General features: G+C 70.2%; 23 protein-coding genes and 2 tRNA genes. 8 read left to right on the top strand and 17 right to left on the bottom strand.

The genetic code is table 11. From position 1 onward, the window contains the following. Window positions 1-489: 489 nt before the first annotated feature. The 5 genes from clpX to ACIRB4_RS05975 all read right to left on the bottom strand — a co-directional run bounded on the left by clpX (window position 490) and on the right by ACIRB4_RS05975 (window position 5173). Window positions 490-1773, bottom strand: coding sequence for an ATP-dependent Clp protease ATP-binding subunit ClpX (gene clpX / locus ACIRB4_RS05995; protein WP_137989313.1), 1284 nt, complete (start codon window positions 1771-1773; stop codon window positions 490-492). Between the two features lie 156 nt (window positions 1774-1929). Beyond that, window positions 1930-2616, bottom strand: coding sequence for an ATP-dependent Clp protease proteolytic subunit (locus ACIRB4_RS05990; RefSeq protein ID WP_403288756.1), 687 nt, complete (start codon window positions 2614-2616; stop codon window positions 1930-1932). Between the two features lie 49 nt (window positions 2617-2665). Then, window positions 2666-3271, bottom strand: a complete 606-nt coding sequence (locus ACIRB4_RS05985) for an ATP-dependent Clp protease proteolytic subunit (RefSeq protein ID WP_403289615.1) — start codon at window positions 3269-3271, stop codon at window positions 2666-2668. A 256-nt stretch (window positions 3272-3527) separates the two neighbouring features. Beyond that, complete coding sequence (gene tig, locus ACIRB4_RS05980; RefSeq protein ID WP_403288755.1) at window positions 3528-4907, bottom strand: trigger factor; 1380 nt, start codon at window positions 4905-4907, stop codon at window positions 3528-3530. 189 nt (window positions 4908-5096) lie between these two features. Further along, a tRNA-Pro gene (locus tag ACIRB4_RS05975) sits at window positions 5097-5173 on the bottom strand. Window positions 5174-5304: 131 nt separating this feature from the next. Between ACIRB4_RS05975 and ACIRB4_RS05970 the strand changes: the two genes are divergently transcribed. Beyond that, window positions 5305-5378 (top strand) — tRNA-Gly (locus tag ACIRB4_RS05970). A gap of 57 nt (window positions 5379-5435) precedes the next feature. Here ACIRB4_RS05970 and ACIRB4_RS05965 read toward each other — a convergent pair. From ACIRB4_RS05965 to ACIRB4_RS05955, 3 genes are all read right to left on the bottom strand, one after another. Next, a complete protein-coding gene (locus ACIRB4_RS05965; RefSeq protein ID WP_403288754.1) occupies window positions 5436-5630 on the bottom strand; it encodes a hypothetical protein in 195 nt (64 codons plus the stop codon). Window positions 5631-5792: 162 nt separating this feature from the next. Continuing rightward, complete coding sequence (locus ACIRB4_RS05960) at window positions 5793-6242, bottom strand: HD domain-containing protein (RefSeq protein WP_403288753.1); 450 nt, start codon at window positions 6240-6242, stop codon at window positions 5793-5795. 50 nt (window positions 6243-6292) lie between these two features. After that, window positions 6293-7438: a PP2C family protein-serine/threonine phosphatase gene (locus ACIRB4_RS05955; RefSeq protein WP_403288751.1), complete on the bottom strand. Its 1146-nt coding sequence runs from the start codon at window positions 7436-7438 to the stop codon at window positions 6293-6295. 107 nt (window positions 7439-7545) lie between these two features. Here ACIRB4_RS05955 and ACIRB4_RS05950 point away from each other — a divergent pair, with 107 nt between their 5' ends. After that, window positions 7546-8775: a GNAT family N-acetyltransferase gene (locus ACIRB4_RS05950; protein WP_403288749.1), complete on the top strand. Its 1230-nt coding sequence runs from the start codon at window positions 7546-7548 to the stop codon at window positions 8773-8775. Window positions 8776-8844: 69 nt separating this feature from the next. On the opposite strand, the gene ACIRB4_RS05945 is transcribed toward ACIRB4_RS05950, so the two are convergent. Then, on the bottom strand, window positions 8845-9669 hold the full coding sequence (locus tag ACIRB4_RS05945; protein WP_403288748.1) for an Fpg/Nei family DNA glycosylase: 825 nt from the start codon (window positions 9667-9669) through the stop codon (window positions 8845-8847). Next, a complete protein-coding gene (locus tag ACIRB4_RS05940; RefSeq protein WP_403288747.1) occupies window positions 9669-10163 on the bottom strand; it encodes a ribose-5-phosphate isomerase in 495 nt (164 codons plus the stop codon). Before ACIRB4_RS05940 ends, ACIRB4_RS05945 begins: the two co-directional genes overlap by 1 nt. Before the next feature lie 185 nt (window positions 10164-10348). Here ACIRB4_RS05940 and ACIRB4_RS05935 point away from each other — a divergent pair, with 185 nt between their 5' ends. Then, on the top strand, window positions 10349-11803 hold the full coding sequence (locus tag ACIRB4_RS05935; RefSeq protein WP_403288746.1) for an amino acid permease: 1455 nt from the start codon (window positions 10349-10351) through the stop codon (window positions 11801-11803). A 100-nt stretch (window positions 11804-11903) separates the two neighbouring features. On the opposite strand, the gene ACIRB4_RS05930 is transcribed toward ACIRB4_RS05935, so the two are convergent. Then, entirely contained in the window at window positions 11904-12497 is a 594-nt protein-coding gene (locus tag ACIRB4_RS05930) for a biotin transporter BioY (RefSeq protein ID WP_403288745.1), read from the bottom strand. 255 nt (window positions 12498-12752) lie between these two features. On the opposite strand from ACIRB4_RS05930, the gene ACIRB4_RS05925 reads away from it, so the two are divergent. The 3 genes from ACIRB4_RS05925 (at window position 12753) to ACIRB4_RS05915 (ending at window position 16524) form a co-directional block, all read left to right on the top strand. After that, window positions 12753-14147: an amino acid permease gene (locus ACIRB4_RS05925; protein WP_403288744.1), complete on the top strand. Its 1395-nt coding sequence runs from the start codon at window positions 12753-12755 to the stop codon at window positions 14145-14147. 115 nt (window positions 14148-14262) lie between these two features. Further along, window positions 14263-15681: an amino acid permease gene (locus tag ACIRB4_RS05920; RefSeq protein WP_403288743.1), complete on the top strand. Its 1419-nt coding sequence runs from the start codon at window positions 14263-14265 to the stop codon at window positions 15679-15681. 198 nt (window positions 15682-15879) lie between these two features. Then, on the top strand, window positions 15880-16524 hold the full coding sequence (locus ACIRB4_RS05915; protein ID WP_403288742.1) for a superoxide dismutase: 645 nt from the start codon (window positions 15880-15882) through the stop codon (window positions 16522-16524). A 137-nt stretch (window positions 16525-16661) separates the two neighbouring features. On the opposite strand, the gene ACIRB4_RS05910 is transcribed toward ACIRB4_RS05915, so the two are convergent. After that, window positions 16662-17297, bottom strand: a complete 636-nt coding sequence (locus tag ACIRB4_RS05910; RefSeq protein WP_403288741.1) for a DsbA family protein — start codon at window positions 17295-17297, stop codon at window positions 16662-16664. Between the two features lie 147 nt (window positions 17298-17444). On the opposite strand from ACIRB4_RS05910, the gene pepN reads away from it, so the two are divergent. Both pepN and ACIRB4_RS05900 read left to right on the top strand, forming a co-directional pair. Further along, entirely contained in the window at window positions 17445-20009 is a 2565-nt protein-coding gene (gene pepN / locus ACIRB4_RS05905; RefSeq protein WP_403288739.1) for an aminopeptidase N, read from the top strand. 245 nt (window positions 20010-20254) lie between these two features. Continuing rightward, window positions 20255-21109, top strand: a complete 855-nt coding sequence (locus ACIRB4_RS05900) for a hypothetical protein (protein WP_403288737.1) — start codon at window positions 20255-20257, stop codon at window positions 21107-21109. A gap of 3 nt (window positions 21110-21112) precedes the next feature. On the opposite strand, the gene ACIRB4_RS05895 is transcribed toward ACIRB4_RS05900, so the two are convergent. The 5 genes from ACIRB4_RS05895 to ACIRB4_RS05875 all read right to left on the bottom strand — a co-directional run bounded on the left by ACIRB4_RS05895 (window position 21113) and on the right by ACIRB4_RS05875 (window position 24765). Then, window positions 21113-22285: a serine hydrolase domain-containing protein gene (locus tag ACIRB4_RS05895; RefSeq protein ID WP_403288736.1), complete on the bottom strand. Its 1173-nt coding sequence runs from the start codon at window positions 22283-22285 to the stop codon at window positions 21113-21115. A gap of 94 nt (window positions 22286-22379) precedes the next feature. Further along, window positions 22380-22847, bottom strand: coding sequence for an NUDIX hydrolase (locus ACIRB4_RS05890; protein ID WP_403288735.1), 468 nt, complete (start codon window positions 22845-22847; stop codon window positions 22380-22382). 9 nt (window positions 22848-22856) lie between these two features. Beyond that, entirely contained in the window at window positions 22857-23363 is a 507-nt protein-coding gene (locus tag ACIRB4_RS05885; RefSeq protein WP_403288734.1) for an HPP family protein, read from the bottom strand. Then, on the bottom strand, window positions 23360-24244 hold the full coding sequence (locus tag ACIRB4_RS05880; protein ID WP_403288733.1) for a pyridoxamine 5'-phosphate oxidase family protein: 885 nt from the start codon (window positions 24242-24244) through the stop codon (window positions 23360-23362). Before ACIRB4_RS05880 ends, ACIRB4_RS05885 begins: the two co-directional genes overlap by 4 nt. Window positions 24245-24309: 65 nt before the next feature. Then, window positions 24310-24765 carry a VOC family protein gene (locus ACIRB4_RS05875; RefSeq protein WP_403288731.1) on the bottom strand — a complete coding sequence of 152 codons (456 nt, stop codon included), beginning with the start codon at window positions 24763-24765 and terminating at the stop codon, window positions 24310-24312. Window positions 24766-24797 lie beyond the last annotated feature (32 nt).

Raw genomic sequence — 24797 nt, 5'->3', positions numbered from 1 at the left:
ATAGGTGACTCGCACCTATGCCGCCGTGGGCCTATCTCACGCCGGCCTCGCAGCTTGCTGGCACGCGGTATTCGCGTGGTCATTCCTCACCCCGGCCCACATCAGCACAGGCGGACACAAATGCGCATGTATGCCTGCGCCCTGGGAACATCCGGACGAGACCTTCGGCCCCACGATGTAGCCCATGTTGCGCAAGTAGATCGTGCAGTCCATGTACGTAGCCTGCGCAGGTGAAGCAGCAGCCATAGGGATGGCCAAGCCGGCCATCACCGTTGCTGCCATGATCCCCACTGAGCGCTTGATCCTGGACAATTGAGTCCCTCCCGGTCAAGCACAGTTGCCGAGACCAAGGCAATCACGAGTGAAGCGACTCCATTCCGCAACTTTCGATCACTTGACCGAATATCGTTCGGAACTGGCTGGTCGGCGCAACAGGGCGCCCGGCGCGGTTGTCGTCAACCGGCCGGGCGCCCCTGGGTGTTCTCGTACCTACGCCGACTTCTCGTGCCGGCCGTCGTTCTTCACGATCCGCGGCACCAGCGTCGGGTTCACGTTGTTGTGCACCACGTCCGCCGTGATGACCACGCGGGCCACGTCCTTGCGGGACGGGACCTCGTACATCACCGACATCAGGACCTCTTCCATGATGGCCCGCAGGCCACGCGCGCCCGTGCCGCGCAGGATCGCCTGGTCGGCGATGGCCTCCAGGGCCGGGCGGTCGAAGTCCAGCTCGACGCCGTCGAGTTCGAAGAGGCGCTGGTACTGCTTCACCAGCGCGTTGCGCGGCTCGACGAGGATCTTGAGCAGGGCCTCGCGGTCGAGGTTGTGGACCGAGGTGATGACCGGGAGGCGGCCGATGAACTCGGGGATCATCCCGAACTTCACCAGGTCCTCGGGCATGACCTCCTGGAACTGGTCGCTCGCCTCGATCTCGCGCTTGGAGCGGATGGTCGCCCCGAAGCCGATGCCCTTCGCGCCCGCCCGCGACTCGATGATCTTCTCCAGGCCGGCGAAGGCGCCGCCCACGATGAAGAGCACGTTCGTCGTGTCGATCTGGATGAACTCCTGGTGCGGGTGCTTCCGGCCGCCCTGCGGCGGTACGGAGGCGGTGGTGCCCTCCAGGATCTTCAGCAGGGCCTGCTGCACGCCCTCACCGGAGACGTCGCGCGTGATCGACGGGTTTTCGCTCTTACGGGCGACCTTGTCGATCTCGTCGATGTAGATGATCCCGGTCTCGGCCTTCTTGACGTCGTAGTCGGCCGCCTGGATCAGCTTGAGCAGGATGTTCTCGACGTCCTCGCCGACATAGCCGGCCTCCGTCAGCGCCGTCGCGTCGGCGATGGCGAACGGGACGTTGAGCATCCGGGCCAGGGTCTGCGCGAGCAGCGTCTTGCCGGACCCGGTGGGCCCCAGCAGCAGGATGTTGGACTTCGCCAGCTCGATGGCGTCGTCACGGCCCGCCCCGCCGCCGTTCTCGCCGGCCTGGACGCGCTTGTAGTGGTTGTACACCGCGACCGAGAGGGCCTTCTTCGCGGGCTCCTGCCCGACGACGTACCCCTCGAGGAACTCGTAGATCTCGCGGGGCTTGGGGAGTTCCTCCCACCGCACCTCGCTCGTCTCCGCGAGTTCTTCCTCGATGATCTCGTTGCAGAGGTCGATGCACTCATCGCAGATGTACACACCGGGTCCTGCGATGAGCTTCTTCACCTGCTTCTGGCTCTTTCCGCAGAACGAGCACTTGAGCAGGTCGCCGCCATCACCGATGCGTGCCACGAGGTGCTTCCCCTTCGCCTGGGAGCGCTTGGTTCAGCGACTCCTGGTGCCTCATATTCGACGGTACCTTGCCGGGCCCCCCGTTCGGGCCCCCCTTGGCACGGTTCACATGGTCGGGATTCGGCCACACGGACCGTGCCAGGGGAAGGTCGAGCGTCAGGCTGCCGCGGCGGCCGTGCTCTTGCGGGTCGAGACGATCTGGTCGACCAGGCCGTACGCCAGGGCGTCCTCGGCGGTCAGGATCTTGTCGCGCTCGATGTCGTCGCGGATCTTCTCGATCGGCGTCGAGGAGTGCTTGGCCAGCATCTCCTCCAGCTGCGTGCGCATGCGCAGGATCTCGTTGGCCGCGATCTCCAGGTCGGAGAGCTGCTCACGGCCGGTGCCGCCGGACGGCTGGTGGATCAGCACGCGGGCGTTCGGCAGGGCCATCCGCTTGCCGGGCGTGCCGGCGGCGAGCAGCACGGCCGCGGCGGAGGCCGCCTGGCCCATGCAGACCGTCTGGATGTCCGGCTTCACGAACTGCATCGTGTCGTAGATGGCCGTCAGCGCGGTGAAGGAGCCACCGGGGCTGTTGATGTAGATGGAGATGTCGCGGTCGGGGTCCATCGACTCCAGGCACAGCAGCTGCGCCATGACGTCGTTGGCCGACGCGTCGTCGATCTGGACGCCGAGGAAGATCACGCGCTCTTCGAAGAGCTTCGCGTACGGGTCGTACTCGCGCACGCCCTGCGAGGTGCGCTCGACGAAGCGCGGGACGACATACCGGTTGTCCACCTGGGGGCCGGTGTAGAGGCCGCTCGCGGAGAAGTTCGGGGGCATCGCGTTCATGGGATTGTTCACCATCCTGGTGGCGTTCAGCGGGCTGGGATCGATGCGGTAGCGCGGGGGGCGCTCAGGCGCCCGTGCCGCCGCCGCCCGGAACGCCCGAAGCGGCGGAGATGATCTCGTCGATGAGGCCGTAGTCCTTGGCCTCCTCCGCGGTGAACCAGCGGTCGCGGTCGCCGTCGCGGATGATCGTCTCGACGGTCTGGCCGGAATGCAGCGCGGTGATCTCGGCCATGCGCCTCTTCGTACGAAGGAGGTACTCGGCCTGGATCTTGATGTCCGAGGCCGTACCGCCGATGCCGGCGGAGCCCTGGTGCATCAGGATGTCGGTGTTCGGCAGCGCGAAGCGCTTGCCGTCGGCGCCGCCGGTGAGCAGGAACTGGCCCATGGAGGCCGCCATGCCCATACCGATGGTGACGACGTCGTTGGGGATGTACTGCATGGTGTCGTAGATGGCCATGCCGGCCGTCACCGAGCCACCGGGGCTGTTGATGTACAGGTAGATGTCCTTGTCCGGGTCGGCGGCAAGGAGCAGCATCTGCGCCGTGATCTTGTTGGCGATCTCGTCGTCGACCTGCTGGCCGAGGAAGATGATGCGCTCGCCGAGCAGCCGGTTGTAGACATGGTCGCCGAGGCCACCACCGATGGACGGCTCACCCGCGGCGTAAGGCATCAGATTCGTCACGTATCCACCTGCTCGTCTCTGACGGCTCCGGCCGTCTCAGCGTCTCTCGTACCGAGGACGGGGTAGGACCCTGCCCTCGTATTCATGGACCCTAACGCGCAGGTCGGACAAGACCATCCCGCTTCCCGAACTGTTCGCTGGGAGCGCAAGGTAGTTGGACGCACCGCGCATACGTTCCGCATACGGTCACGGGCCCGGGCGCACCGCAGTGCGTCCGGGCCCGTGGACCGGTTCAGCGCGAGGCTCAGGCCTCGTTCTTCTCCTCGGCGGCCTCGGTCGCCTCGACCGCGGCGGCGGCGGCCTCGGTCTCGTCCTCGTCCTCGAGGTCGACGGTCTCGCCGTTGGTGTCGACGACCTTGGCGGCCTCGACGACGACCGCGAGGGCCTTGCCGCGGGCGACCTCGCCGACGAGCATCGGCACCTGGCCGCCCTCGACGACGGCCTGGGCGAACTGGTCGGGGCTCATGCCGGAGGAGGCGGCGCGGCGCATGAGGTGCTCGGTGAGCTCCTCCTGGCTGACGTTGAGCTTCTCCTTGTTGACGAGCTCATCGAGGATGAACTGCGTCTTGATGCCCTTCTCGGCCTGCTCCTTGGTCTCCGCCAGGAACTCCTCCTCGGTCTTGCCCTGGATCTCCAGGTACTTCTCGAGGGTGAGGCCCATCTGGCCGAGCTGGTGGTGCTCCAGGTTGTGCTTGCGGGTGTTGATCTCGTCCTCGAGGAGCTTCTCGGGGATCGGGACCTCCGCCAGCTTCAGCAGCTCGTCGAGGACGCGCTCCTGGGCCTGGGTGGCCTGGTCGAACTGCTTCATGTTCTCGAGGCGCTTGCGGCTGTCGGCCTTGAGCTCGTCGAGGGTGTCGAACTCCGACGCCATCTGCGCGAACTCGTCGTCCAGCTCGGGGAGCTCACGGGCGGAGACGGCGGTGACCTTGACGGTGACCTCGGCGTCCTTGCCCTCGGCGGAGCCGCCCTTCAGCTGCGAGGTGAAGGTGGCCTCGCCGCCGGCCTCCAGGCCGGTGACGGCCTCGTCGATGCCGTCGAGGAGCTCGCCGGAACCGATGGTGTACGAGACGCCCTCGGCGACACCGTCGGGCAGGACCTCGCCGTCGACCTTGGCCTCGAGGTCGATGGTGACGACGTCACCGTCGGCGGCGGCGCGCTCGACCGGGTTGGTGGAGGCGAAGCGCTCGCGCAGCTGCTGCACGGACTTCTCGACGTCCTCGTCGGTGACCTCGACCGCGTCGACGGTGACCTCGATGCCGGAGTAGTCCGGGATCTCGATCGTCGGGCGGATGTCGACCTCGGCGGTGAAGGCCAGCAGCTCGCCGTCCTTCAGCTCGGTGATGTCGACCTCGGGCTGACCCAGCGGGTTGACCTCGGCCTCGTTGACGGCCTCGGTGTAGAACTTCGGGAGCGCGTCGTTGACGGCCTCCTCCAGCACCGCACCACGGCCGAACCGCTGGTCGATCACACGAGCCGGGATCTTGCCCTTACGGAAGCCCTTGACCGTGACCTGCTGGTTGATCTTCTTGTACGCCGCGTCGAGGCTGTCCTTGAGCTCCTCGAAGGGCACCTCGACAGTGAGCCGAACCCGAGTCGGGTTCAGGGTCTCCACGGCGCTCTTCACGGTTCGGTCTCCTTGGTGGCTGATTCTTGGTCTCTGCCGATGCCGCTTGAGGGCGGGTCCCGGCCGATCGGCCCGGTCAGAGAGACACACGGGCACGCAGCTTGCATAGTAACCGCAAGCGGGATGAGGCCCACAACGCGATCTTGTGCGGGGCGGTGCGCCCGGCTTGATCTTGCTATCGCGTGATGTTGGTCGGGGTGGCGGGATTTGAACCCACGGCCTTCCGCTCCCAAAGCGGACGCGCTACCAAGCTGCGCCACACCCCGTCGGTGCGACACGTAGGGTACATGCACGGAGACAGTGCGACGCCCCCTCCGGAAGGGGCGTGCGGGGACCGCCCGGGACCCGCTACGATGCTGTCCGTGCCGCGGCCCTCGTGACCTGCGGCGCGATCTGTGCGGGCGTAGCTCAATGGTAGAGCCCTAGTCTTCCAAACTAGCTACGCGGGTTCGATTCCCGTCGCCCGCTCCATACGCCGCCGGCCCGGCCCCCTCCGAGGGGCCGGGCCGGCGGCGTTCTCGCGTCCGGTCAGAACCTGATCGAGCTGACCGTCTGCGTTATCGAGTCCAGGAAGCGCTGGATGTCGTCGGCCATGCCCGTGGAGGCAAGGAAGAAGCCGAAGAGCACCGCGACGACGGCCGGGCCGGCCTTCAGGTTTCCGCCGCGGATCAGCACCACCAGGATGATCGCCAACAGCAGCACCACAGACAGTGAAATGGCCACAACTGATCACACCCTCGGTCGGTCCCACCTTGCCGCCCGGGAGCGCGCGTCACAGAACACCCCCGCTGCATCCATCGTGCCACCAACTTCCTGCCCCGGAACGCCGGGTGAGGAATCGTCGACGTACGAATCGAGCCAACCCGCGAGATTTCGTCTTGATCGTTACGGGGTGGGGAGCCCGAGCAGCGCGCGGACATGGGCGTATTTGGCGGTCAGCCGGGCCCGGGTCGGTGCGTCGAGGGCGGCGAGGCGGGTGGGGTCGGCGTTGTGGGCGAGGTCGGCCTCCTTGACCAGGAGGGCGCCCGGGGTGGCGAGAATACGCCGGGTGTACGCCTCCGGTGCCTCGCCCGGGTGCCTGGTGAGCGCGAGGACCATGTCCTTGACGGCGCGGGGGAGTTCGGCGCGCTCCAGCCAGTCGGCGGAGAGCGCGTCGTCCTCCACGGCGTCGTGCAGCCACGCCGCGGCGATCTGTTCCTCGCTGCCGCCCCGGGCGCGCACGCCGTCGGCGACTGCCCGCAGATGTTCGGCGTACGGGCGCCCCGCCTTGTCGGTCTGGCCCTCATGGGCCGCGACGGCGAGGGATTCGACCTGGGCGAGCGTGAGGTGCGGCATGCGCCGACTGTACGGGGCGGGTGCGGGCTCGGGCCCGGTTCTCAGGTTTCTCAGGTCTTGCGGCTGATCAGCAGGAGCGCCCGGTCGTCGTTGACGTCCTTGGCGCAGGCCTCGATGAGGTGCCAGGCGGCGCCCTCGAAGCCGGAGGCGACATAGCGGTCGGCCTCGCCCGTCAGCCGGTCGATGCCCTCGGCGATGTCCCGGTCCGCCGCCTCGACCAGACCGTCGGTGAACAGCATCAGGACGTCGCCGGGCCGGAGCGAGCCCTTGACCGGGTGGAACTCGGCGCCGTCGTAGACGCCGAGGAGCGGGCCCTCGCCGGTCTTCTCCTCCCAGCGGCCGCTGCCCGCGTGCAGCTGGAGCGCGGGCAGATGGCCGGCGGAGAGGAGTTCGTAGTCCCCGGAGTCCAGGTCGAGCACGAGATGGATGGAGGTGGCGAAGCCCTCGTCCCAGTCCTGGCGGAGCAGGTAGCCGTTGGCGGCCGGCAGGAAGGCGTGCGGGGGCAGCGAGCCGAGGAGCCCGCCGAAGGCGCCGGAGAGCAGCAGGGCGCGGGAGCCCGCGTCCATGCCCTTGCCCGAGACGTCGGTGAGCAGCACTTCGAGGGTGCGGCCGCCGTTGGTGCGGGCCGCGACGACGAAGTCGCCGGAGAACGACTGGCCGCCTGCCGGGCGCAGCGCCATCTCGCGGTGCCAGCCCTGGGGGAGCCGGGGCAGGGCGCTCTGGACCCGGATGCGTTCGCGCAGGTCGAAGAGCATGGTCCCGCCGCGCCGCCAGGGCACGCCGACCCGGGCCCGGAACTGCGCGATCAGCAGCCCGAAGAGGCCGCAGGCCGCGACGACCAGCACCGTTCCCGGGGTGACCCGGGCGGGGCCCTCGGTGTACGGGCCGAGCACGAAGGACTCGACGATCAGGGCGCCGGCCGCCGCCGCGTACAGGCCGAGCAGGCTCGCCGGGCGCAGCAGCAGTCCGCCCGCCACGATCGGCAGGACGAGGGCGGCGGGCGCGCACCAGACCGGATTGGTGAGCGTGCCGAGCGTGATCGCGGGAATGGTGAGCAGCAGGCCGGCCAGCGCCACCCAGTCGGAACCGTCGCCGCGGAAGTAGTCGACGCCGGATTTGCGCAGCGCGACGCGGACCCGGTGGGCGCTCTTGCGCATCCGGGCCGCGTACGCGTCCACTTCCCCGCGACCTCTCATTGGCCTGGACCCTATCCACCCGCCCGGACCTCGCGCAGGGGGACCCCGAAGACATTGCGCGTGAAATCGGGTCGCCCCGGGCGGGTGCGCGCTGATATCGATGGCATATGACTTATGAACTCCGGGTGCTGGACCCGGCCGAGTGGGACGACTGGTTCGGGAAGCTGGAGCTCGCGTTCGGTGGTGTTCCGGAGTCACCGGAGGAGCGGGCCCTGTGGCAGGAGTTGACCGAGTGCGACCGCTCCATCGGGGTCTGGGACGGCGAGGAGTGCGTGGGCACGGCGGGGGCGTTCAGCTTCCGGCTGTCCGTACCGGGTGGGGCGGTGGTGCCGGCGGCGGGCGTCACGATGGTCGGGGTGGCCCCGACGCACCGGCGGCGCGGGATCCTCACCTCGATGATGCGGCGCCAGCTCGACGACGTCCGGGCGGGTGGCGAGTCCCTGGCCGTGCTGACGGCCTCGGAGCCGGAGATCTACGGGCGGTTCGGCTACGGCATCGCCACGTACACGACGCGGGCGGTGATCGACACGACCCGGGTGCGGCTCTCGGTGCCGGAGGGCACGGACGCGGTGAGGCTGCGGCTGGCCGATCCGGCGAAGGCGGCGGAGGCGTGTGAGTCGGTGTACGCGCGGCGGGTCGCGGCCCGGCCGGGGATGCTCGCCCGGCAGCCGGGGTGGGAGCGGCTGCCGCTGCTCGACCCGCCGGGTGAGCGGGGCGACGCGTCGGCGCGGCAGTGCGTGCTGGCGGAGCGGGACGGGGAGGTCGTCGGGTACGCGCTGTACGCGGTCAAGCCGGAGTGGACGCACGCCGGGGCCGACGGCACGGTCGTGCTCAAGGACCTGGAGGCGCTGGACCCGGTGGCGGAGGCGGCGCTGTGGCGGTTCCTGTGCTCGATCGACCTGACGTCGTCGGTCCAGATCAACAGCCGGCCGGTGGACAGTGCCTGGCAGCATCTGGTGAGCGATGTCCGGCGCTGTGCGCCGACGCAGCGGGACGCGCTGCATGTGCGTCTGGTGGAGCTGGGCGCGGCGCTGGAGGCGCGGGCGTATCAGGCGCCGGTGGACGTGGTGTTCGAGGTCGCGGACGCGTTCTGCCCGTGGAACGAGGGGCGTTGGCGGCTCACGGGGGACCGCAAGGGGGCGGTGTGCGCGCGTACGGAGGAGGCGGCGGACGTCGCTCTGTCCGTACGGGAGTTGGGGGCGGCGTACCTGGGCGGCGTGAGCCTGACGTCGCTGGCCGCGGCGGGGCGGGTGCGCGAGCTTCGGGAAGGGGCGCTGACGGAGGCGTCCGTGGCCTTCGGGTGGCCCGTGGCGCCGTGGTTGCCGCACGGCTTCTAGGGAGTGTCCGGCGCTGACGGCCGCGGGCCGGGCGCCTCGGGCGGCCCGCGGAGACGCGGTCCCGGGCCTCTACGCCGTCTGGCAGGTCGGGCACCAGAAGAGGTTGCGGGCGGCGAGGGTGGCCGTGCGGATCTCGCCGGCGCAGATGTGGCAGGGGCCGGGGGCCCGGCGGTAGACGTAGACCTCGCCGCCGTGGTCGTCGACGCGCGGCGGGCGGCCCATCGCCTCGGGGGTGTGCTCGGGGCGGACGGTGTCGATGCGGTTGTGGCGGACGCCTTCGCGCATCAGGTGGACGAGGTCCGTCCAGATCGCCCGCCACTCCCCCGCCGTCAGGTCCCTGCCCGCGCGGTACGGGTCGATGCCGTGGCGGAAGAGGACCTCGGCGCGGTAGACGTTGCCGACGCCCGCGACGACCTTCTGGTCCATGAGCAGGGCCGCGATCGTCGTGCGCGAGGTCGAGATCCGGCGCCACGCCTTGTCGGCTCCGTCGGTGACGTCGCCGTCCCGGAGCGGGTCGGGGCCGAGGCGGTCGTGTATGGCGCGCTTCTCGGCGTCCGTGATCAGGGCGCAGGTGGTGGGGCCGCGCAGGTCGACGTACGCGCCGTCGTGGGCCAGGCGCAGGCGGACGGTGTCGGTGGGCGGCGGCGCGGGGGCGTCCCCGAAGTTCACCTTGCCGAAGAGGCCAAGGTGGATGTGGACCCACTCGCCGCCCAGGCCGCCGAAGCCGAGGAAGAGGTGCTTGCCGTGGGCCTCGGTGGTCTCCAGGACCGTGCCGTCCAGGAGGGCCGCGGAGTCCGCGAACTTGCCCTGGGGGCTGGAGACGCGCACGGACCGGCCGCCGAACCGTTCGCGGTAGTCGGCGGCCAGTCGGTGGATCGTGTGCCCTTCGGGCATCAGGCGGTGGGCTCCTGCGGGTGGTGGGCCGGGATCGGGGGCAGCTCGCCGGTCGTCTCGTACGCCGAGAGCATGTCGATACGGCGGGTGTGACGCTCGTCACCCGAGTACGGCGTGTTCAGGAAGATCTCGACGAACTTCGTCGCCTCTTCCCGGGTGTGCATCCGGCCGCCGATGGAGACGACGTTGGCGTTGTTGTGCTCGCGGCCGAGGGCGGCGGTCTGCTCGCTCCAGGCGAGGGCCGCGCGCACCCCCTTCACCTTGTTCGCGGCGATCTGCTCGCCGTTGCCGGAGCCGCCGATGACGATGCCCAGGCTGTCCGGGTCCGCGGCCGTCTTCTCGGCGGCACGCAGGCAGAACGGCGGGTAGTCGTCCAGGGCGTCGTAGATGTGGGGACCGCAGTCGACGGGCTCGTGGCCATGGGCCTTCAGCCACTCGACGAGGTGGTTCTTCAGTTCGAAGCCGGCATGGTCGGAGCCGAGGTACACGCGCATGGGTCCGAGTGTGGCACGGCCGTGGCGGGGTAGCGGTCAGCGGGGTCGGGACCGTCCACCCGGGAGGGTCCGGACCCTCACCTCTGGCGCAACGATCCGGAATAGGGTCTTCCGATCACCCGGGCTCACAGGTTTCAATGCTCGTTGCTCGCGACCCGAGCGCCCCCAGACCTAAGGAAGCGTTCATGACTACGCAGCCGACCCTTGCGAAGGAAGGCGGCACCACCGGCAACCCCGGTGATTCCCAGCATTCCGACGGGCTCAAGGCCGGTCTCAAGAACCGCCACCTCTCGATGATCGCCATCGGTGGCGTCATCGGTGCCGGTCTCTTCGTCGGCTCCGGCTCCGGCATCGCCGCGGCCGGTCCCGCCATCCTTCTCTCGTACGCGCTCGTCGGCACGATGGTCGTGTTCGTGATGCGGATGCTCGGCGAGATGGCGGCCGCCCGGCCCTCCTCCGGTTCCTTCTCCGCCTACGCCGACCAGGCGCTGGGCCGCTGGGCCGGCTTCACGATCGGCTGGCTGTACTGGTTCTTCTGGGTCGTCGTGCTGGCCGTCGAGGCGACGGCGGGCGCGGTCATCCTGGAGTCGTGGATACCGGCCGTGCCGCAGTGGGCCTGGGCGCTGATCGTGATGGTCGTGCTGACCGCCACCAACCTCGCCTCCGTCTCCTCGTACGGCGAGTTCGAGTTCTGGTTCGCCGGGATCAAGGTCGTCGCGATTGCCGCGTTCGTCGTCGTCGGCCTGCTCGCCGTCTTCGGCGTGCTGCCGGGCTCGGACAACCCGGGCGCGGGCTTCGCCCACCTCACCGACACCGGGGGCTTCTTCCCGATGGGCGCGGGCGCGATCCTCACCGGTGTGCTGATGGTCGTCTTCTCCTTCATGGGCAGCGAGATCGTCACGCTCGCCGCCGGCGAGTCCGAGAACCCGCAGAAGGCCGTCACCAAGGCCACCAACAGCGTGATCTGGCGGATCGGCGTCTTCTACCTCGGCTCGATCTTCGTCGTCCTGACGCTGCTGCCTTGGAACGACAAGTCGATCGTCGACAAGGGCTCGTACGTCGCCGCGCTCGACACGATCGGCCTGCCGCACGCCGGCCAGATCATGAACGTGATCGTGCTGACCGCCGTGCTGTCCTGCCTGAACTCGGGCCTCTACACCGCCTCCCGCATGGCGTTCTCGCTGGGCCGGCGCGGTGACGCGCCGAAGTCGTTCGCCCGCACCAACGCGCGGGGCGTGCCGACGGCGGCGATCCTCGCCTCGGTGGTCTTCGGTTTCGTCGCGGTGTTCTTCAACTACTGGCGGCCGGACGACGTCTTCGCCTTCCTGCTCAACTCCTCCGGTGCGGTCGCGCTCTTCGTCTGGCTGGTCATCTGTGTGACCCAGCTGCGGATGCGCGGGATCATCCTGCGCGAGACGCCGGAGAAGCTGGTCGTACGGATGTGGCTCTTCCCGTACCTGACCTGGGCGACCATCGCGATGATCGTCTTCGTCCTCGGCTACATGGTCTACGACGGCGGCAGCGCGCGGGAGCAGGTCGTGCTCTCGCTCCTGGTGGCCGCCCTGGTGCTGGTGATCGCGCTGGTCAAGGACCGGTTCGCGAAGGCCGCGCACGAGGAGCGCGAGGAGATCGGGCACTGATCCGGATCGTCCCCGCCTGACGGAACGGTCAGGAACGACGGAAGGCTCTCCGTACGCCGATCAGCTCGGCGACGGAGAGCCTTCCCATGTCCGCTCGGGCTCAGCCCTTGTGGCCGAGGAGCTTCCACGCGGTGGGGAGCACTCCCATCGCGAGGGCCGCCTTGAGCGCGTCGCCGATGAGGAACGGGGTCACGCCGGCCGCGATCGCCTGCGGCAGCGTCATGCCGGTGGCGAGGGCGAGGTACGGCGCGCCCACCGCGTAGATGACCAGGGAGCCGAGCGCCATCGTGCCCGCCGTGCGGAGCACGGAGCGGTCGGCGCCGCGGCGGGCCAGGGCGCCGACGACGGTCGCCGCGAGCAGCATGCCGAGGATGTAGCCGAAGGACGGCATGCCGTAGCCGGAGGTGGCCTGGGCGAACCACGGCACGCCCGCCATGCCGGCGACCGCGTACACGGCCAGGGCGAGGAAGCCGCGGCGGGCGCCCAGCGAGGTGCCGACGAGCAGGGCGGCGAAGGTCTGGCCGGAGACCGGGACCGGGGAGCCGGGGACCGGGACGGCGATCTGCGCGGCGATGCCGGTGAGGGCGGCGCCGCCGACGACCAGCGCGATGTCGCGGGCGCGGCTGGCCGGCAGCAGGTCGGCCAGGACCGTTCCGGCGCGGAGGGAACGGACAGGGGCGGCGGCGGTGCTCATCGGTACTCCGCGAGGGTGAGGACGGGAGGGACAGGTTGACCGTAGTCGAGGAGTGAACGCTCGATCACCGTCAGCCGCCCACAAAGCGGAGGGGGAACGCTTCATGGAGATCACACAAAGGCGGGCGGCCAATCCTCGCGCCGCGTGATGCTTGTCACTGGGCACTCTCGCCGAGAGGCCCCTTTTGCGTCAGGGGACGATCACCGGAGAGACTGTGGGGTCTCCATAAACGCTTTCGAGAGCACGGCCCCTCATATGCACGACGCACCGCCCGCCGCCCCGGCTCCCCTCGCTCCCGAACCGGGGCCGCTCTCCCATGGGCTGAAGCAGCGTCATCTGACGATGCTCGGGCTCGGCGGTGTGATCGGCGCCGGGCTCTTCGTCGGTTCGGGGGCGGGCATCGCCGTCGCCGGGCCCGGCATCGTGCTCTCGTACCTGATCGCGGGCACGCTGGCGATGCTGGTCATGCGGATGCTCGGCGAGATGTCGGCGGCGATGCCCGCCTCCGGCGCCTTCTCCGTCCACGCCGAGCGGGCCCTCGGCCGCTGGGCGGGCTTCTCGGTCGGCTGGCTGTACTGGTTCCTGCTGGTGGTGGTGCTCGCCGTCGAGGCGACGGGCGCGGCGCGGATCGCGCACGGCTGGGTGCCGGGGATCCCGCAGTGGGGCTGGGTGCTGCTCTTCATGGTCGTGTTCACCGCGGCCAACCTCGCGGCGGTGCGCAACTTCGGCGAGTTCGAGTTCTGGTTCGCCGCGCTCAAGGTCGGCGCGATCGTCCTCTTCCTCGCCCTGGGGGTCCTCGCGATCACCGGACTGCTTCCGGACACCGACCCGGTCGGCGTGGTGAATCTGACGGGGCAGGGCGGATTCCTGCCGGGCGGCTGGGAGGGCGTGGTCTCCGGCGTCCTCGCCGTCGTCTTCGCCTTCGGCGGTCTGGAGGTCGTCACGATCGCGGCCGCCGAGTCGGACGACCCCGCCCGCAACGTGGCGCGGGCTGTGCGCAGCGCGGTCTGGCGGATCCTCTTCTTCTACGTCGGTTCGATGCTGGTCATCGTGACCCTGCTGCCGTGGACGTCGATGGAGCCGGGGCAGTCGCCGTACGTCGCCGTCCTGGACGCGATCGGGGTTCCGTCGGCCGGCCAGATCATGAACGTCGTGGTGTTCGTGGCGCTGCTCTCGGCGCTCAACGCGAATCTGTACGGGTCGTCCCGGATGGTCTTCTCGCTGGCCGAGCGCGGGGAGGCGCCGAAGGGGCTGCTGAGGGTCTCGGCGGGCGGGGTGCCGCGGCGCGCCGTGCTCGCCTCGGTGGCGTTCGGGTTCGTCTCCGTCCTGCTCAATCTGAAGTGGCCGGATTCGGTCTTCCTCTACATGCTCAACGCGGTCGGCGCCGTCCTCCTCTTCGTCTGGGGACTGATCGCGGTCTCGCAGCTGAGGCTGCGCCGCCGGATCGAGCGCGAGGCACCGGAGACCCTGACGCTGCGCATGTGGGGTTTCCCGTGGCTGACCTGGGCGGCCCTGGCCGCCATGGGAGCCGTACTGGTGCTGATGCTGACCGACGACGGAGCGCGGCCGCAGGTGCTCTGGTCGGGTGCGGCCACCGGCGCCGTCCTGCTGGTGGCGTGGGTGCGGGAGTCGCGCACGAAGCGGAAGTGAATCTTCACCTTGTGTGAAGGTCGTGCCCGTATAGCGGACATCCGTTCCCTGTAAGCGGTGCCCACACCCAGACTGTGGCGCGTTCCCCCGTACCGGCCAATGAACAGGGCGGCCCATGTCCCGGACCACCGCGCCCACGCCCGTCGACCGCAAGGACGACGGAGCGACTGCCTCGCACGGCCTCTCGCACGGCCTCAAGCAGCGCCACCTCTCGATGATCGCCCTGGGCGGCGTCATCGGGGCCGGCCTCTTCGTCGGTTCCGGTGCGGGCATCGCCGCCGCCGGGCCCTCGATCGTGGTCGCCTACGCGATCTCCGGGCTGCTCGTCATGCTCGTGATGCGCATGCTCGGCGAGATGTCGGCGGCCAACCCCGCCTCCGGCTCCTTCTCCGTCCACGCCGAGCGGGCCATCGGCCCCTGGGCCGGTTTCACCGCGGGCTGGGCCTTCTGGTTCCTGCTCTGCGTGGCCGTCGGCCTGGAGGGCATCGGCGCCGCCAAGATCATGACGGGCTGGTTCCCGGGCACCCCGGAGTGGGCCTGGGTGGCCCTCTTCATGCTGGTGTTCTGCGGCACCAACCTGGCGGCGGTGAAGAACTTCGGCGAGTTCGAGTTCTGGTTCGCCGCGCTCAAGGTCGGCGCGATCGTCCTCTTCCTCGGCATCGGCGTGCTCGCCATCGTCGGCGTGCTGCCCGGTGCGGACGCCCCCGGCGCCACGAACCTCACCGGGGACGGCGGCTTCTTCCCCAACGGCTCCGAGGGCCTGATCGTCGGCCTGCTCGCCTCCGTCTTCGCGTACGGCGGTCTGGAGACCGTCACCATCGCCGCGGCCGAGTCCGAGCACCCCGTCCAGGGCGTCGCCAAGGCGGTCCGTACGGCGATGTGGCGCATCGCGCTCTTCTACATCGGCTCGATGGCCGTCATCGTCACCCTCGTCCCGTGGGACGACAAGGCGGTGGTCGAGAAGGGCCCGTACGTCGCCACCCTCGACCACCTGGGCATCCCGGCGGCCGGCCAGATCATGAACGTGGTCGTGCTGATCGCCCTGCTGTCCGCCATGAACGCCAACATCTACGGCGCCTCCCGGATGGCCTGCTCGCTGGTCGACCGCGGCCAGGGCCCGAAGGCGCTGGGCCGTAAGTTCGGCGGCGTCCCGCGCCCGGCGGTGCTCGTCTCCTCGGTCTTCGGCTTCGTCTGCGTGCTGCTGAGCTACTGGCGTCCGGACGACATCTTCATCTGGCTCCTGAACACCATCGGCGCGATCATCCTCGTCGTCTGGTTCTTCATCGCCGTCTCGCAGCTGCTGCTGCGCCGCCGGACCGAGCGCGAGGCGCCGGAGAAGCTGGTCGTGAAGATGTGGGCCTACCCGGTGCTGACCTGGGTGGCGCTGGCCGGCATGGCGGCGATCTTCTTCCTGATGGCCCGCGACGAGGGCACCCGGGTGCAGCTGTACTGGACGGGCGGCCTGACCGTGCTGCTCGCCGCGATCGGCTTCGCGCTCCAGAAGGCGCGGCGGCCGGTGTCGCCGGACGCCTGAACAACCGGCGCGCGACCCACCCGTACGACGAGAACCCCCGGACCCGGTCGGTCCGGGGGTTCTCGCGTTCTCGCGTTCCCGTCACGGTTTCGCGACGCGAGACCTAGGCCCAAGGACTGATCAACTTCGCCCACTCCTGCTGCTAGCCTGCACTTGCATAGAGGTTGCAATAAGCACCAGCAGCGAGAGGCTCGGCACATGGCGATCTACACCCTTCCGGAACTGCCGTACGACTACGCGGCGCTGGAGCCGGTGATCAACCCGCAGATCATCGAGCTGCACCACGACAAGCACCACGCCGCCTACGTCAAGGGGGCGAACGACACCCTGGAGCAGCTGGCAGAGGCGCGCGACAAGGAGCAGTGGGGCGCGATCAACGGCCTGGAGAAGAACCTGGCCTTCCACCTCTCCGGCCACATCCTGCACTCCATCTACTGGAACAACATGGACAGCCCGAAGGACGGCGGCGGCGGCGAGCCGCTCGCCGCCGACGGTGTCGGTGAGCTCGCGGACGCGATCGCCGAGTCCTTCGGCTCCTTCGCCAAGTTCAAGTCGCAGCTGACCAAGGCCTCCGCGACCACCCAGGGCTCGGGCTGGGGTGTGCTCGCCTACGAGCCGATCAGCGGCCGGCTCATCGTCGAGCAGGTCTACGACCACCAGGGCAACGTCGGCCAGGGCTCGGTCCCGATCCTGGTCTTCGACGCCTGGGAGCACGCCTTCTACCTCCAGTACAAGAACCAGAAGGTCGACTTCATCGAGGCCATGTGGCAGGTCGTCAACTGGCAGGACGTGAACCGGCGCTACCAGGCGGCCAAGAACTCCGTACCGCTGATCTCCATCTGATCAGCCCCCCGTCGCCCTGCTCGTGATCGTCTTCTCAACCTTCACCGGCAGGCGGAAGAAGGACGACCCCCGCGAGGACGTGACTCGCGGGGGTCGTCTGCATCAGCGGAGGGCGTGTCAGCGAAGGTGCATCGCGACTACTCGAAGCTAGGCTCCGCCGTCCGGGTGCGCTTGATCTCGTAGAAGCCCGGCGTCGAGGCCACCAGGAGCGTGCCGTCCCACAGCCGGGCCGCCGCCTCGCCGCGCGGCGTCGGGGTCACCACCGGGCCGAAGAAGGCGACCTCCTCGCCGTCCGCGCCCGGTACGGAGATCACCGGGGTGCCGACGTCCTGACCGACCTTGTCGATGCCCTCCTTGTGGGAGGTGCGCAGCTCGGTGTCGTACGTGTCCTTGTCGGCGTACTCGACCAGGTCGGCCGGCAGGCCCACCTCGCTGAGGGCCGCGGCGATCGCCTCGCGCGTGGGGCCCTCGCCGTTGTTGTGGAAACGGGTGCCGAGCGCGGTGTAGAGCTTGCCGACGACCTCGTCGCCGTGCAGCTGCTGGGCGGCTATCACCACGCGGACCGGGCCCCACGCCTGGGTCTCCAGCATCTCGCGGTACTGCGGAGGGACCTCGTCGAGACGGTTCTCGTTGAGGACCGCCAGGCTCATGACCTTCCAGCGCACGTCGACCGGGCGCACCTTCTCCACCTCCAGCATCCAGCGGGAGGTCATCCAGGCCCAGGGGCACAGCGGGTCGAACCAGAAGTCGGCGGTGGTCCTGCTCTCGGACATGTCACTCCTCATGGACGTGCGTCTGTAGTGGATGTGGTGCGCCAGACGGAGCAACGTCACGGCGGGGGCGAGCCATTCCCGAGTGCCGGGCGTCAGCGGCACATGGGAGGATCGGTGCTGTTTCCAACGAGCCACGAAGGAGTGACCGTGCCCGGAGAGAATCTGTCCCGCGACGAGGCCCGCGAGCGGGCCGAGCTGCTGACCGTCGACGGGTACCAGGTCGCCCTCGATCTGCGCTCCGCGGTCGGCGAGTCCGGGGAGGGCGTGCGCACCTTCCGCTCGGTGACCACGATCCGCTTCCGCCGTACGGGCACGGGCTCGGCCACCTTCGTCGACCTGATCGCCCCGGCCGTGAACTCGGTGGAGCTGAACGGCCGCGCGCTGGACCCGGCCGTCGTCTTCGACGGCTCGCGGATCGCGCTGGACGGGCTGGCGGACGAGAACGTTCTGGTGGTGGACGCCCAGTGCGCCTACAGCCGGACCGGCGAGGGCATGCACCGCTTCGTCGACCCGGAGGACGACGAGGTCTACCTCTACACGCAGTACGAACCGGCTGACGCCCGGCGCGTTCACGCCAACTTCGAGCAACCGGACCTCAAGGCTCCGTACCGCTTCGAGGTGACGGCGCCCGAGGGCTGGACCGTCTGGTCGAACGGTGTGGGCGAGCGGGGCGCGGACGGTGTGTGGCGCTTCGCGGAGACGGCGCCCATCTCGACGTACATCACCTGTGTCGTCGCGGGGCCGTACCACTACGTCACCGACACGTACAAGCGCACGCTGGACGACGGGACCGAGCTGGAGATCCCGCTCGGCGCGATGTGCCGCAAGGGGCTCGCGAAGCACTTCGACGCGGACGACGTCTTCCTGATCACCAAGCAGGGCTTCGACTTCTTCCACGACAACTTCGACTACCCGTACCCCTTCGGGAAGTACGACCAGGCCTTCGTCCCCGAGTACAACCTCGGCGCGATGGAGAACCCCGGCATGGTGACCTTCCGCGAGGAGTACATCTACCGCGGCAAGGTGACGCAGGCAGCGTACGAGCGCCGGGCGAACGTCATCCTGCACGAGATGGCGCACATGTGGTTCGGCGACCTGGTCACCATGGTGTGGTGGGACGACCTGTGGCTGAAGGAGTCCTTCGCCGACTTCATGGGCTCGTTCTCGCTGGCGGAGGCGACCCGCTTCACCAACAGCTGGGTGACCTTCGCCAACAACCGCAAGGCGTGGGCCTACCGCGCCGACCAGCTGCCCTCCACGCACCCGATCACGGCCGACATCCGTGATCTGGAGGACGCCAAGCTGAACTTCGACGGCATCACGTACGCCAAGGGCGCGTCCGTCCTCAAGCAGCTGGTGGCGTACGCCGGACGGGACGCGTTCCTGGAGGGCGCGCGGCGCTACTTCAAGCGGCACGCGTACGGCAACACGCGCCTCGCCGATCTGCTGTCCGTACTGGAGGAGACCTCCGGCCGTGACATGAAGGCGTGGTCCCGCTCCTGGCTGCAGACCTCCGGCGTCAACGCGCTGACGCCGGTGGTGACGTACGACGCGGAGGGCCGGATCACCGAGCTGGCCGTCGTCCAGGACGGCGACGAGCTGCGCCCGCACCGGGCCGCCGTGGGTCTCTACCGGCTGTCGGTCGCGGGTGAACTGGTGCGGTACGCGCGGGCCGAGGCGGACGTCACCGGGGCTCGGACCGTCGTCGCCGAACTGGCGGGCGCCGAGCGGCCGGACCTCGTCCTCGTCAACGACGACGACCTCACGTACTGCAAGATCCGCTTCGACGAGCGGTCGCTGACCACGCTCCGGGCGCATCTGGGCGACATCACCGACCCGCTGGCGCGCGCGCTGTGCTGGTCGGCGCTGTGGAACCTGACGCGGGACGGTCTGATGCCGGCCCGGGACTTCGTGGCGGTGGTGCTGGAGTTCGCGGGCCGCGAGACGGACATCGGTGTGCTGCAGATGGTGCACGCCTGGACGCAGGCGGCGGTCACGCACTACGCGGCGGTGGAGTGGCGCGAGGAGGGCGGCCGGCTGCTCGCGGAGGGCGGGCTGCGCGAGCTGCGGCTGGCCGAGCCGGGCAGTGAACACCAGCTGACCTGGGCGCGGTTCTTCGCGGCGGTCTCCTCGTCGGACGCCGACTTCCAGCTCCTGGAGGGGCTCCTCGACGGCACGGCGAAGATCGACGGGCTGGACGTCGACCAGGAGCTGCGCTGGTCGTTCCTGGCACCGCTGGCCGCGCACGGCCGTGCGGACGAGGCGCGGATCGACGCGGAGCTGGCCCGGGACGACACCGCCACGGGCAAGCGCCACCAGGTCCGCTGCCTGGCGGCCCGGCCCTCCGCCGCCGTCAAGGCGCAGGCGTGGGCGCAGGTCGTCGAGTCGGACGCGCTGTCGAACGCGCTGGTGGAGGCGACGATCGCGGGGTTCGTCCAGCCCTCGCAGCGCGAGCTGATCGCGCCGTACGCGGAGAAGTACTTCGCGGTGATCGAACGGCTGTGGGCGGACCGGTCGATCCAGATCGCGATGGACGTGGTGCGGGGTCTGTTCCCCGGCCTGCAGGACAGCGAGGAGACGCTGGCGGCGACGGACGCGTGGCTCTCCGCGCACGCGTCGGCCCCGCCGGCGCTGCGCCGGCTGGTCCTGGAGTCACGGGACGACCTGGCGCGGGCGCTGCGCGCCCAGGCGTGCGATCGCGCGGCGGCGTAGGGAGGGCGCCGCACACCAGGCGAGACTTTCCGGACACGACCTAAGGCCTGCCCGGTCGGCGGATCGGCCCCGGCGACGAGCTCGGCTCGTGGCCGGGGCCGATCCATGGCGGCCCAGGTCCGGACTCGCGAGTGCCGGGACTGATCGGCAGTCGAACGTGCGTACTTTAGGACGAGCTTGTCCCTGAATGTCTACGGCTTTGTAACAGCGGTTAGCTGAAGCGCGGGCGGCGGAAGACCTTCCGCATGAACCACAACACCCCCATCACCCCCCGCCCCCTCCCCCGCACCGGCGACGACCGGATCCAGGAGGCGCTCCAGTACACCCGACGTCGCGGCGGTGTGCCGGCCCAGAGTGCCGAGGCGATGGTCACCGGCCTCGCCGCGCTCGTCCTGCACCGCTTCGCCTCCGCTCCCCCGCTGCTCTCGCTCGACCGGATCGACGTGCTGGTGCCCCGCACCCGCCGACTGCGGTCCACCGGCCGGGTGCGGGTCGTGCGCGCCCAGGACCTCCCCGAGCCGCTGGAGATCGGCGGGGTGCCCGTCGCGCCGGTCGCCCGGGCCCTGGCCGACGCGGTCTCGGCGCTCAGCGACGCGGGCGTGGTGCGCCGGCTGCTCACCGAGGCCGTACGCGCCGGTCACTGCGAACCCGGCGTGGTGGTACGCGAGCTGAGCCGCGAGCGGCTGCTGAACCGGCCGCATGTGGTGGACGCCGTCGACTCGCTGCTCGCCGAGGGCCGGGCCATCGCCGAGGAACGGCTCTACGAGATGGTGCGGGAGTTCGCCCTGCCCGACCCGATGTGGAACGTCGATCTGCGGCTGCCGGGCGGCCCGCATCTCGGCGGCCTCGACGCCTACTGGCCGGACCAGGCGGTGGCGGTGGAGCTGGACACCCGGGCGCCGAGACAGGACGACGACGCGCTGTGGTCCGAGTACACCCGTAAGCGCGAGCATCTGGAGCGGCTCGGCATCACGGTCGTCCACATCACCCCGCGCAAGCTGCGCGAGGCGATGGACCAGCAGGCCACGGTGGTCCGCACGGCCCTGATGGCCGCTACGCACCGGCAGCCCGCCGCCTACGTCGTCGTCCTCCCCCGGTAGCGGTTACTTCTTCGGCACCGTGCCGCAGAACTCGGCCTCGACGACGGTGTGGCTCTCGCCGGCCCAGTCGGCGTTGAAGTTCATGGCGAGCGTGTGCTCGCCGTCCCGGGTGGTGACGGCCTGCGAGGAGGAACCGTGGATGCCGCCGCCGTGGCCCCAGACCTCCTTGCCGCAGCTCAGCTTGACCTGCATGAGCCCGAGGCCGTAACGGAGCTCGGGAGCGCTCGGGTCGGTGGCGACCGTGTCGGTCAGCTCCCGCTGTTCCGCCTTCGGCAGGAGCTTGCCCTTGAGCAGGGCCCGGTAGAACGTCTGCAGATCACTGGAGTTGGAGATCATCTCGCCCGCCGCGTGGGCGAGGGACGGGTTCAGCTCGGTCACGTCGTGGACCCGGGTGGCGTTCGGATCGAGGGAGAGCTTCGAGTACGCCCGTGAGCTCGGCTTCGGCATCGTCACGTCGGTGCCGGGGACGCTGGTGGCACGCAGCTTCAGCGGCTTGATGATCCGGCGCTCGATCTCCTTGCCGTACGGACGGCCGGTGGCCTTCTCGATCACCAGGCCGGCCAGAACGTAGTTGGTGTTGGAGTAGTTCCAGCCGGTGCCGGGGGCGAAGTCCGGCTCGTGCGTCATCGCGACGGCGACGATCCGCTCCGGGGTCCAGGTGTCGTAGCGGTGCTCCAGGAACGCGGGCCCGAAGACCTTCTCCTGGAATCCCGGGTCCGAGGTGAAGCTGTAGACGCCGCTGGTGTGGTTGAGGAGCTGGCGGACGGTGATCTTCCGGCCGTCGTGGCCGTTGCCCCGGACCATGCCGGGCAGCCACTTCTCGACGGGGTCGTCGAGGTCGAGGCGGCCTTCGGCCTGGAGCTGCAGGAGGACGGTGGCGACGAAGGTCTTGGTGATGGAGCCGACGCGGTAGTGGTCCTTGCCACGGCGCTCGCCCGCGGTCCCGGTCCAGCCGGCGCGGCCGGTGCGTGCCTGCGCGACGGCTCCGGGAACGCCCGCCTCGACCGCCGCGTCGAGGGCCTGCTGGGTGGCGTGGTGGTCCTGCTTCTTCGGCGCGGTGGGCGCCGTCGCCGCGGCGGCGGGCGCGGCGAGGGCGGTGGCGGTGAGCGCGGCCACGGCGGTGGCTGCGAGAACGGTGCGGGTCATGGTGCGGTTCATGGTGCGTACGGCCGGCATGCGCGGGCTCCCCTGTCGTGCGTACTGCGGTCACGGGAGGGGACCGCGGTACGGGCGGTGACGGTTGAGCGGGGCCCGAACGGTTGAGCGGAAATCAGCCGTTCGCGGGATCGGCGCGCCGGGAGCGGCCGACCGGGGGGCGTTCGCGCCACAACTCAAGGCCGATGTCGACCAGTTCGACGCGTGCGAGGCCGGGGACGGCGGCGAGGGGATGCCAGGCGGCGAGATCGGTGGAGCCGTTGACCTCGTTGCGCAGGGAGCCGCCGGTGACGCGGGCCTCGTAGATGATCCGCAGCCCCTGGAAGTCGCCGGGGACGCCGAGCCGGCGCAGCCAGGAGCGGCGGATCGAGTCGATGCCGAGCAGGGCCGTGGGTTCGGTGAGGTACCCGGTCTCCTCCTCGACCTCGCGGACGACGGTTCGGACCGGTTCCTCGCCGTGGTCCATGCCGCCGCCGGGCAGCGTCCACTTCTTGGTGCCGTCGCCGGCCACCCAGCGGGCGAGCAGTATCTCGTCGTCGCGTACGCATACGGCGTAGGCCGCCACCCTCAACTCCGTCTTCATGCGCAGAGATTAGAACCAGTACGCCGGATACGCGCGCCCGGTGGCGCGGGCGCCGGCCAGGCCGACGGCGACGAGGAGGAGGCCGGCCAGGGCGAGCAGTCCGAGGAAGGCGAGGAACGGCGGATTCTCGACGGTGACGATCACGGCGGTCGCGGCGGCGGGCGAGTGCGGGGTGCGCGCCATCATCATCACGCCGAGCGCGAGCCCTCCGGCGACGGCGCCGCCCCAGACCCCCGGCCCGGCGACGGCGAGGACGGCGAAGCCGGTGAGCGCGGAGAGCAGTTGCCCGCCGACGACGGAGCGCGGCTGGGAGAGCGGCAGATCGGGCGCGCCGGCCACGAGTGCCATGCTCGCCGCGAGCGGCGGGATGAGCAGGGGCTCGTGGAGGACGGCGCCGACGGCGACGAGCACGAGCAGGGCGACGACGCTGACGGCGGTGGCCAGGGCCACGACCTGGGGGCGGGGCCGTGCGGGCGGTCGGGCGGGGACGGGCGCCGGGGCCGGGGCGGTCGTCATGAAGGGTCCTGGGTCAGAGGGTCCTGGGTCAGGGGCGGGTTGGCCGGGGAGTAGACGGGGGCGGACCAGCGCAGGGGGCTGGCGGACGGGGTCTCGACCGCCTGGGCGATACGGAAGCGGGTGCGCCGGCCGTCGGGGCCGTACTGGGTGTGGGCGACGCCGGTCAGCCGGAGCGTCGTGCCGGTGCTCCAGTCCAGGAAGAGCAGGCCGGCCCGGTCGTCGCCCTCCAGGTTGCCGAGGGTCAGGAACATCGCGTTGCCGGGGTAGTCCGGCCAGCTCAGCTCGGTCGGCGAGTCGACCCGGACGAAGCCGGGGTTGCCGCCCCGGTGGCTGGCGTCCGCGCCGTCCGGGGCGACGGTCGCGACGAAGAAGGTGTCTGCGGCGCGGACGAACCGCTCCTGGTCGGGGGTGAGCGCCCCGCCGCGCCGCTCGGCACCGGCGGGGGTGGTGAGGTCGGGTGCGTACAGGTCCCGCTTCTGGAGGTACTTCGGGCAGTTGGAGAAGACCTGGTCCGCCTCGACGACGAACCCGCGCCGGCTGGGGCGGGCGATGCCGTTCAGGCGCATCCGGCGGCGGGTGCGCGGGTCGAGGGCGATCGTGCCGACGGGGGTTCCGGCGGCGGTGCCCTCGGGGAGGGCGGCCGCCACGGAGATGGTGTGCGGGCCGGTCGCCCGCACGAAACCGGGCTCACCGGTGAGCAGCGAGCTCCAGACCCGCCCGGCGCCGTCCGCCGCGCCGATCACCAGCATCGGCTGCTGTCCGAGGAACGCGGCGGCGATGGTGGGGACGCCGTCGCGGATGGAGCGGGCGGCGTGGGCGGCGCGGTCGCGGACGCCTACGCGGTCCTGTACGGCGAGGGCGCCGGAGTTGTAGGGGTCCATGTCCTTCGAGGGGTCCTTCCCGGTCCGGGCGGGGTGGTGCGGGTGACAGGTGCCGCCGTGGTTGGTCAGAAGAATCCGCAGGTGGGGGCCGTCTCGTTCGGCGCCGTCGCGCCCTCCGCGCCCTTGCGCGCGTAGATCTCCAGACGGGTGCCGTCCGGGTCGTGGAAGAAGATGCCGCCGGACGCCGCGCCCTCGGCGTGGGCGACCACGCCCTCGTACGCGAACGAGGCGCCACGCGCCTTCAGTTCCGCCTCGGCCGCCGCGACCCGTTCGATCGACTCGGCCTCGAAGGCGAGGTGGTGCAGGCCCGCGCGGCCGCGGTCGTACGCACCCTCCGCCTGCTCCCAGAGCGTCACGACGAGCTGTCCGTCCTGACCGAGGAAGGCGTACCGCCTGCCCTCCTCCTTGCCCTCCCGCAGCACCTCGAAGCCGAGGACGTCGGCGTAGAAGCCGATCGAGCGCTCCAGGTCCGTCACGTTGAGCCCGACGTGGCCGGTGCGCAGCGTTCCGATCGCCGACATGGCGGTCCCCTTTTCGTCGATGGCCGGCCCGA

The organism is Streptomyces sp. NPDC093600 (assembly GCF_044764755.1).
Lineage (GTDB): Bacteria > Actinomycetota > Actinomycetes > Streptomycetales > Streptomycetaceae > Streptomyces.
The sequence above is the reverse complement of the archived record's forward strand: the minus strand, read 5'-3'. Positions and strand labels throughout refer to the sequence as shown.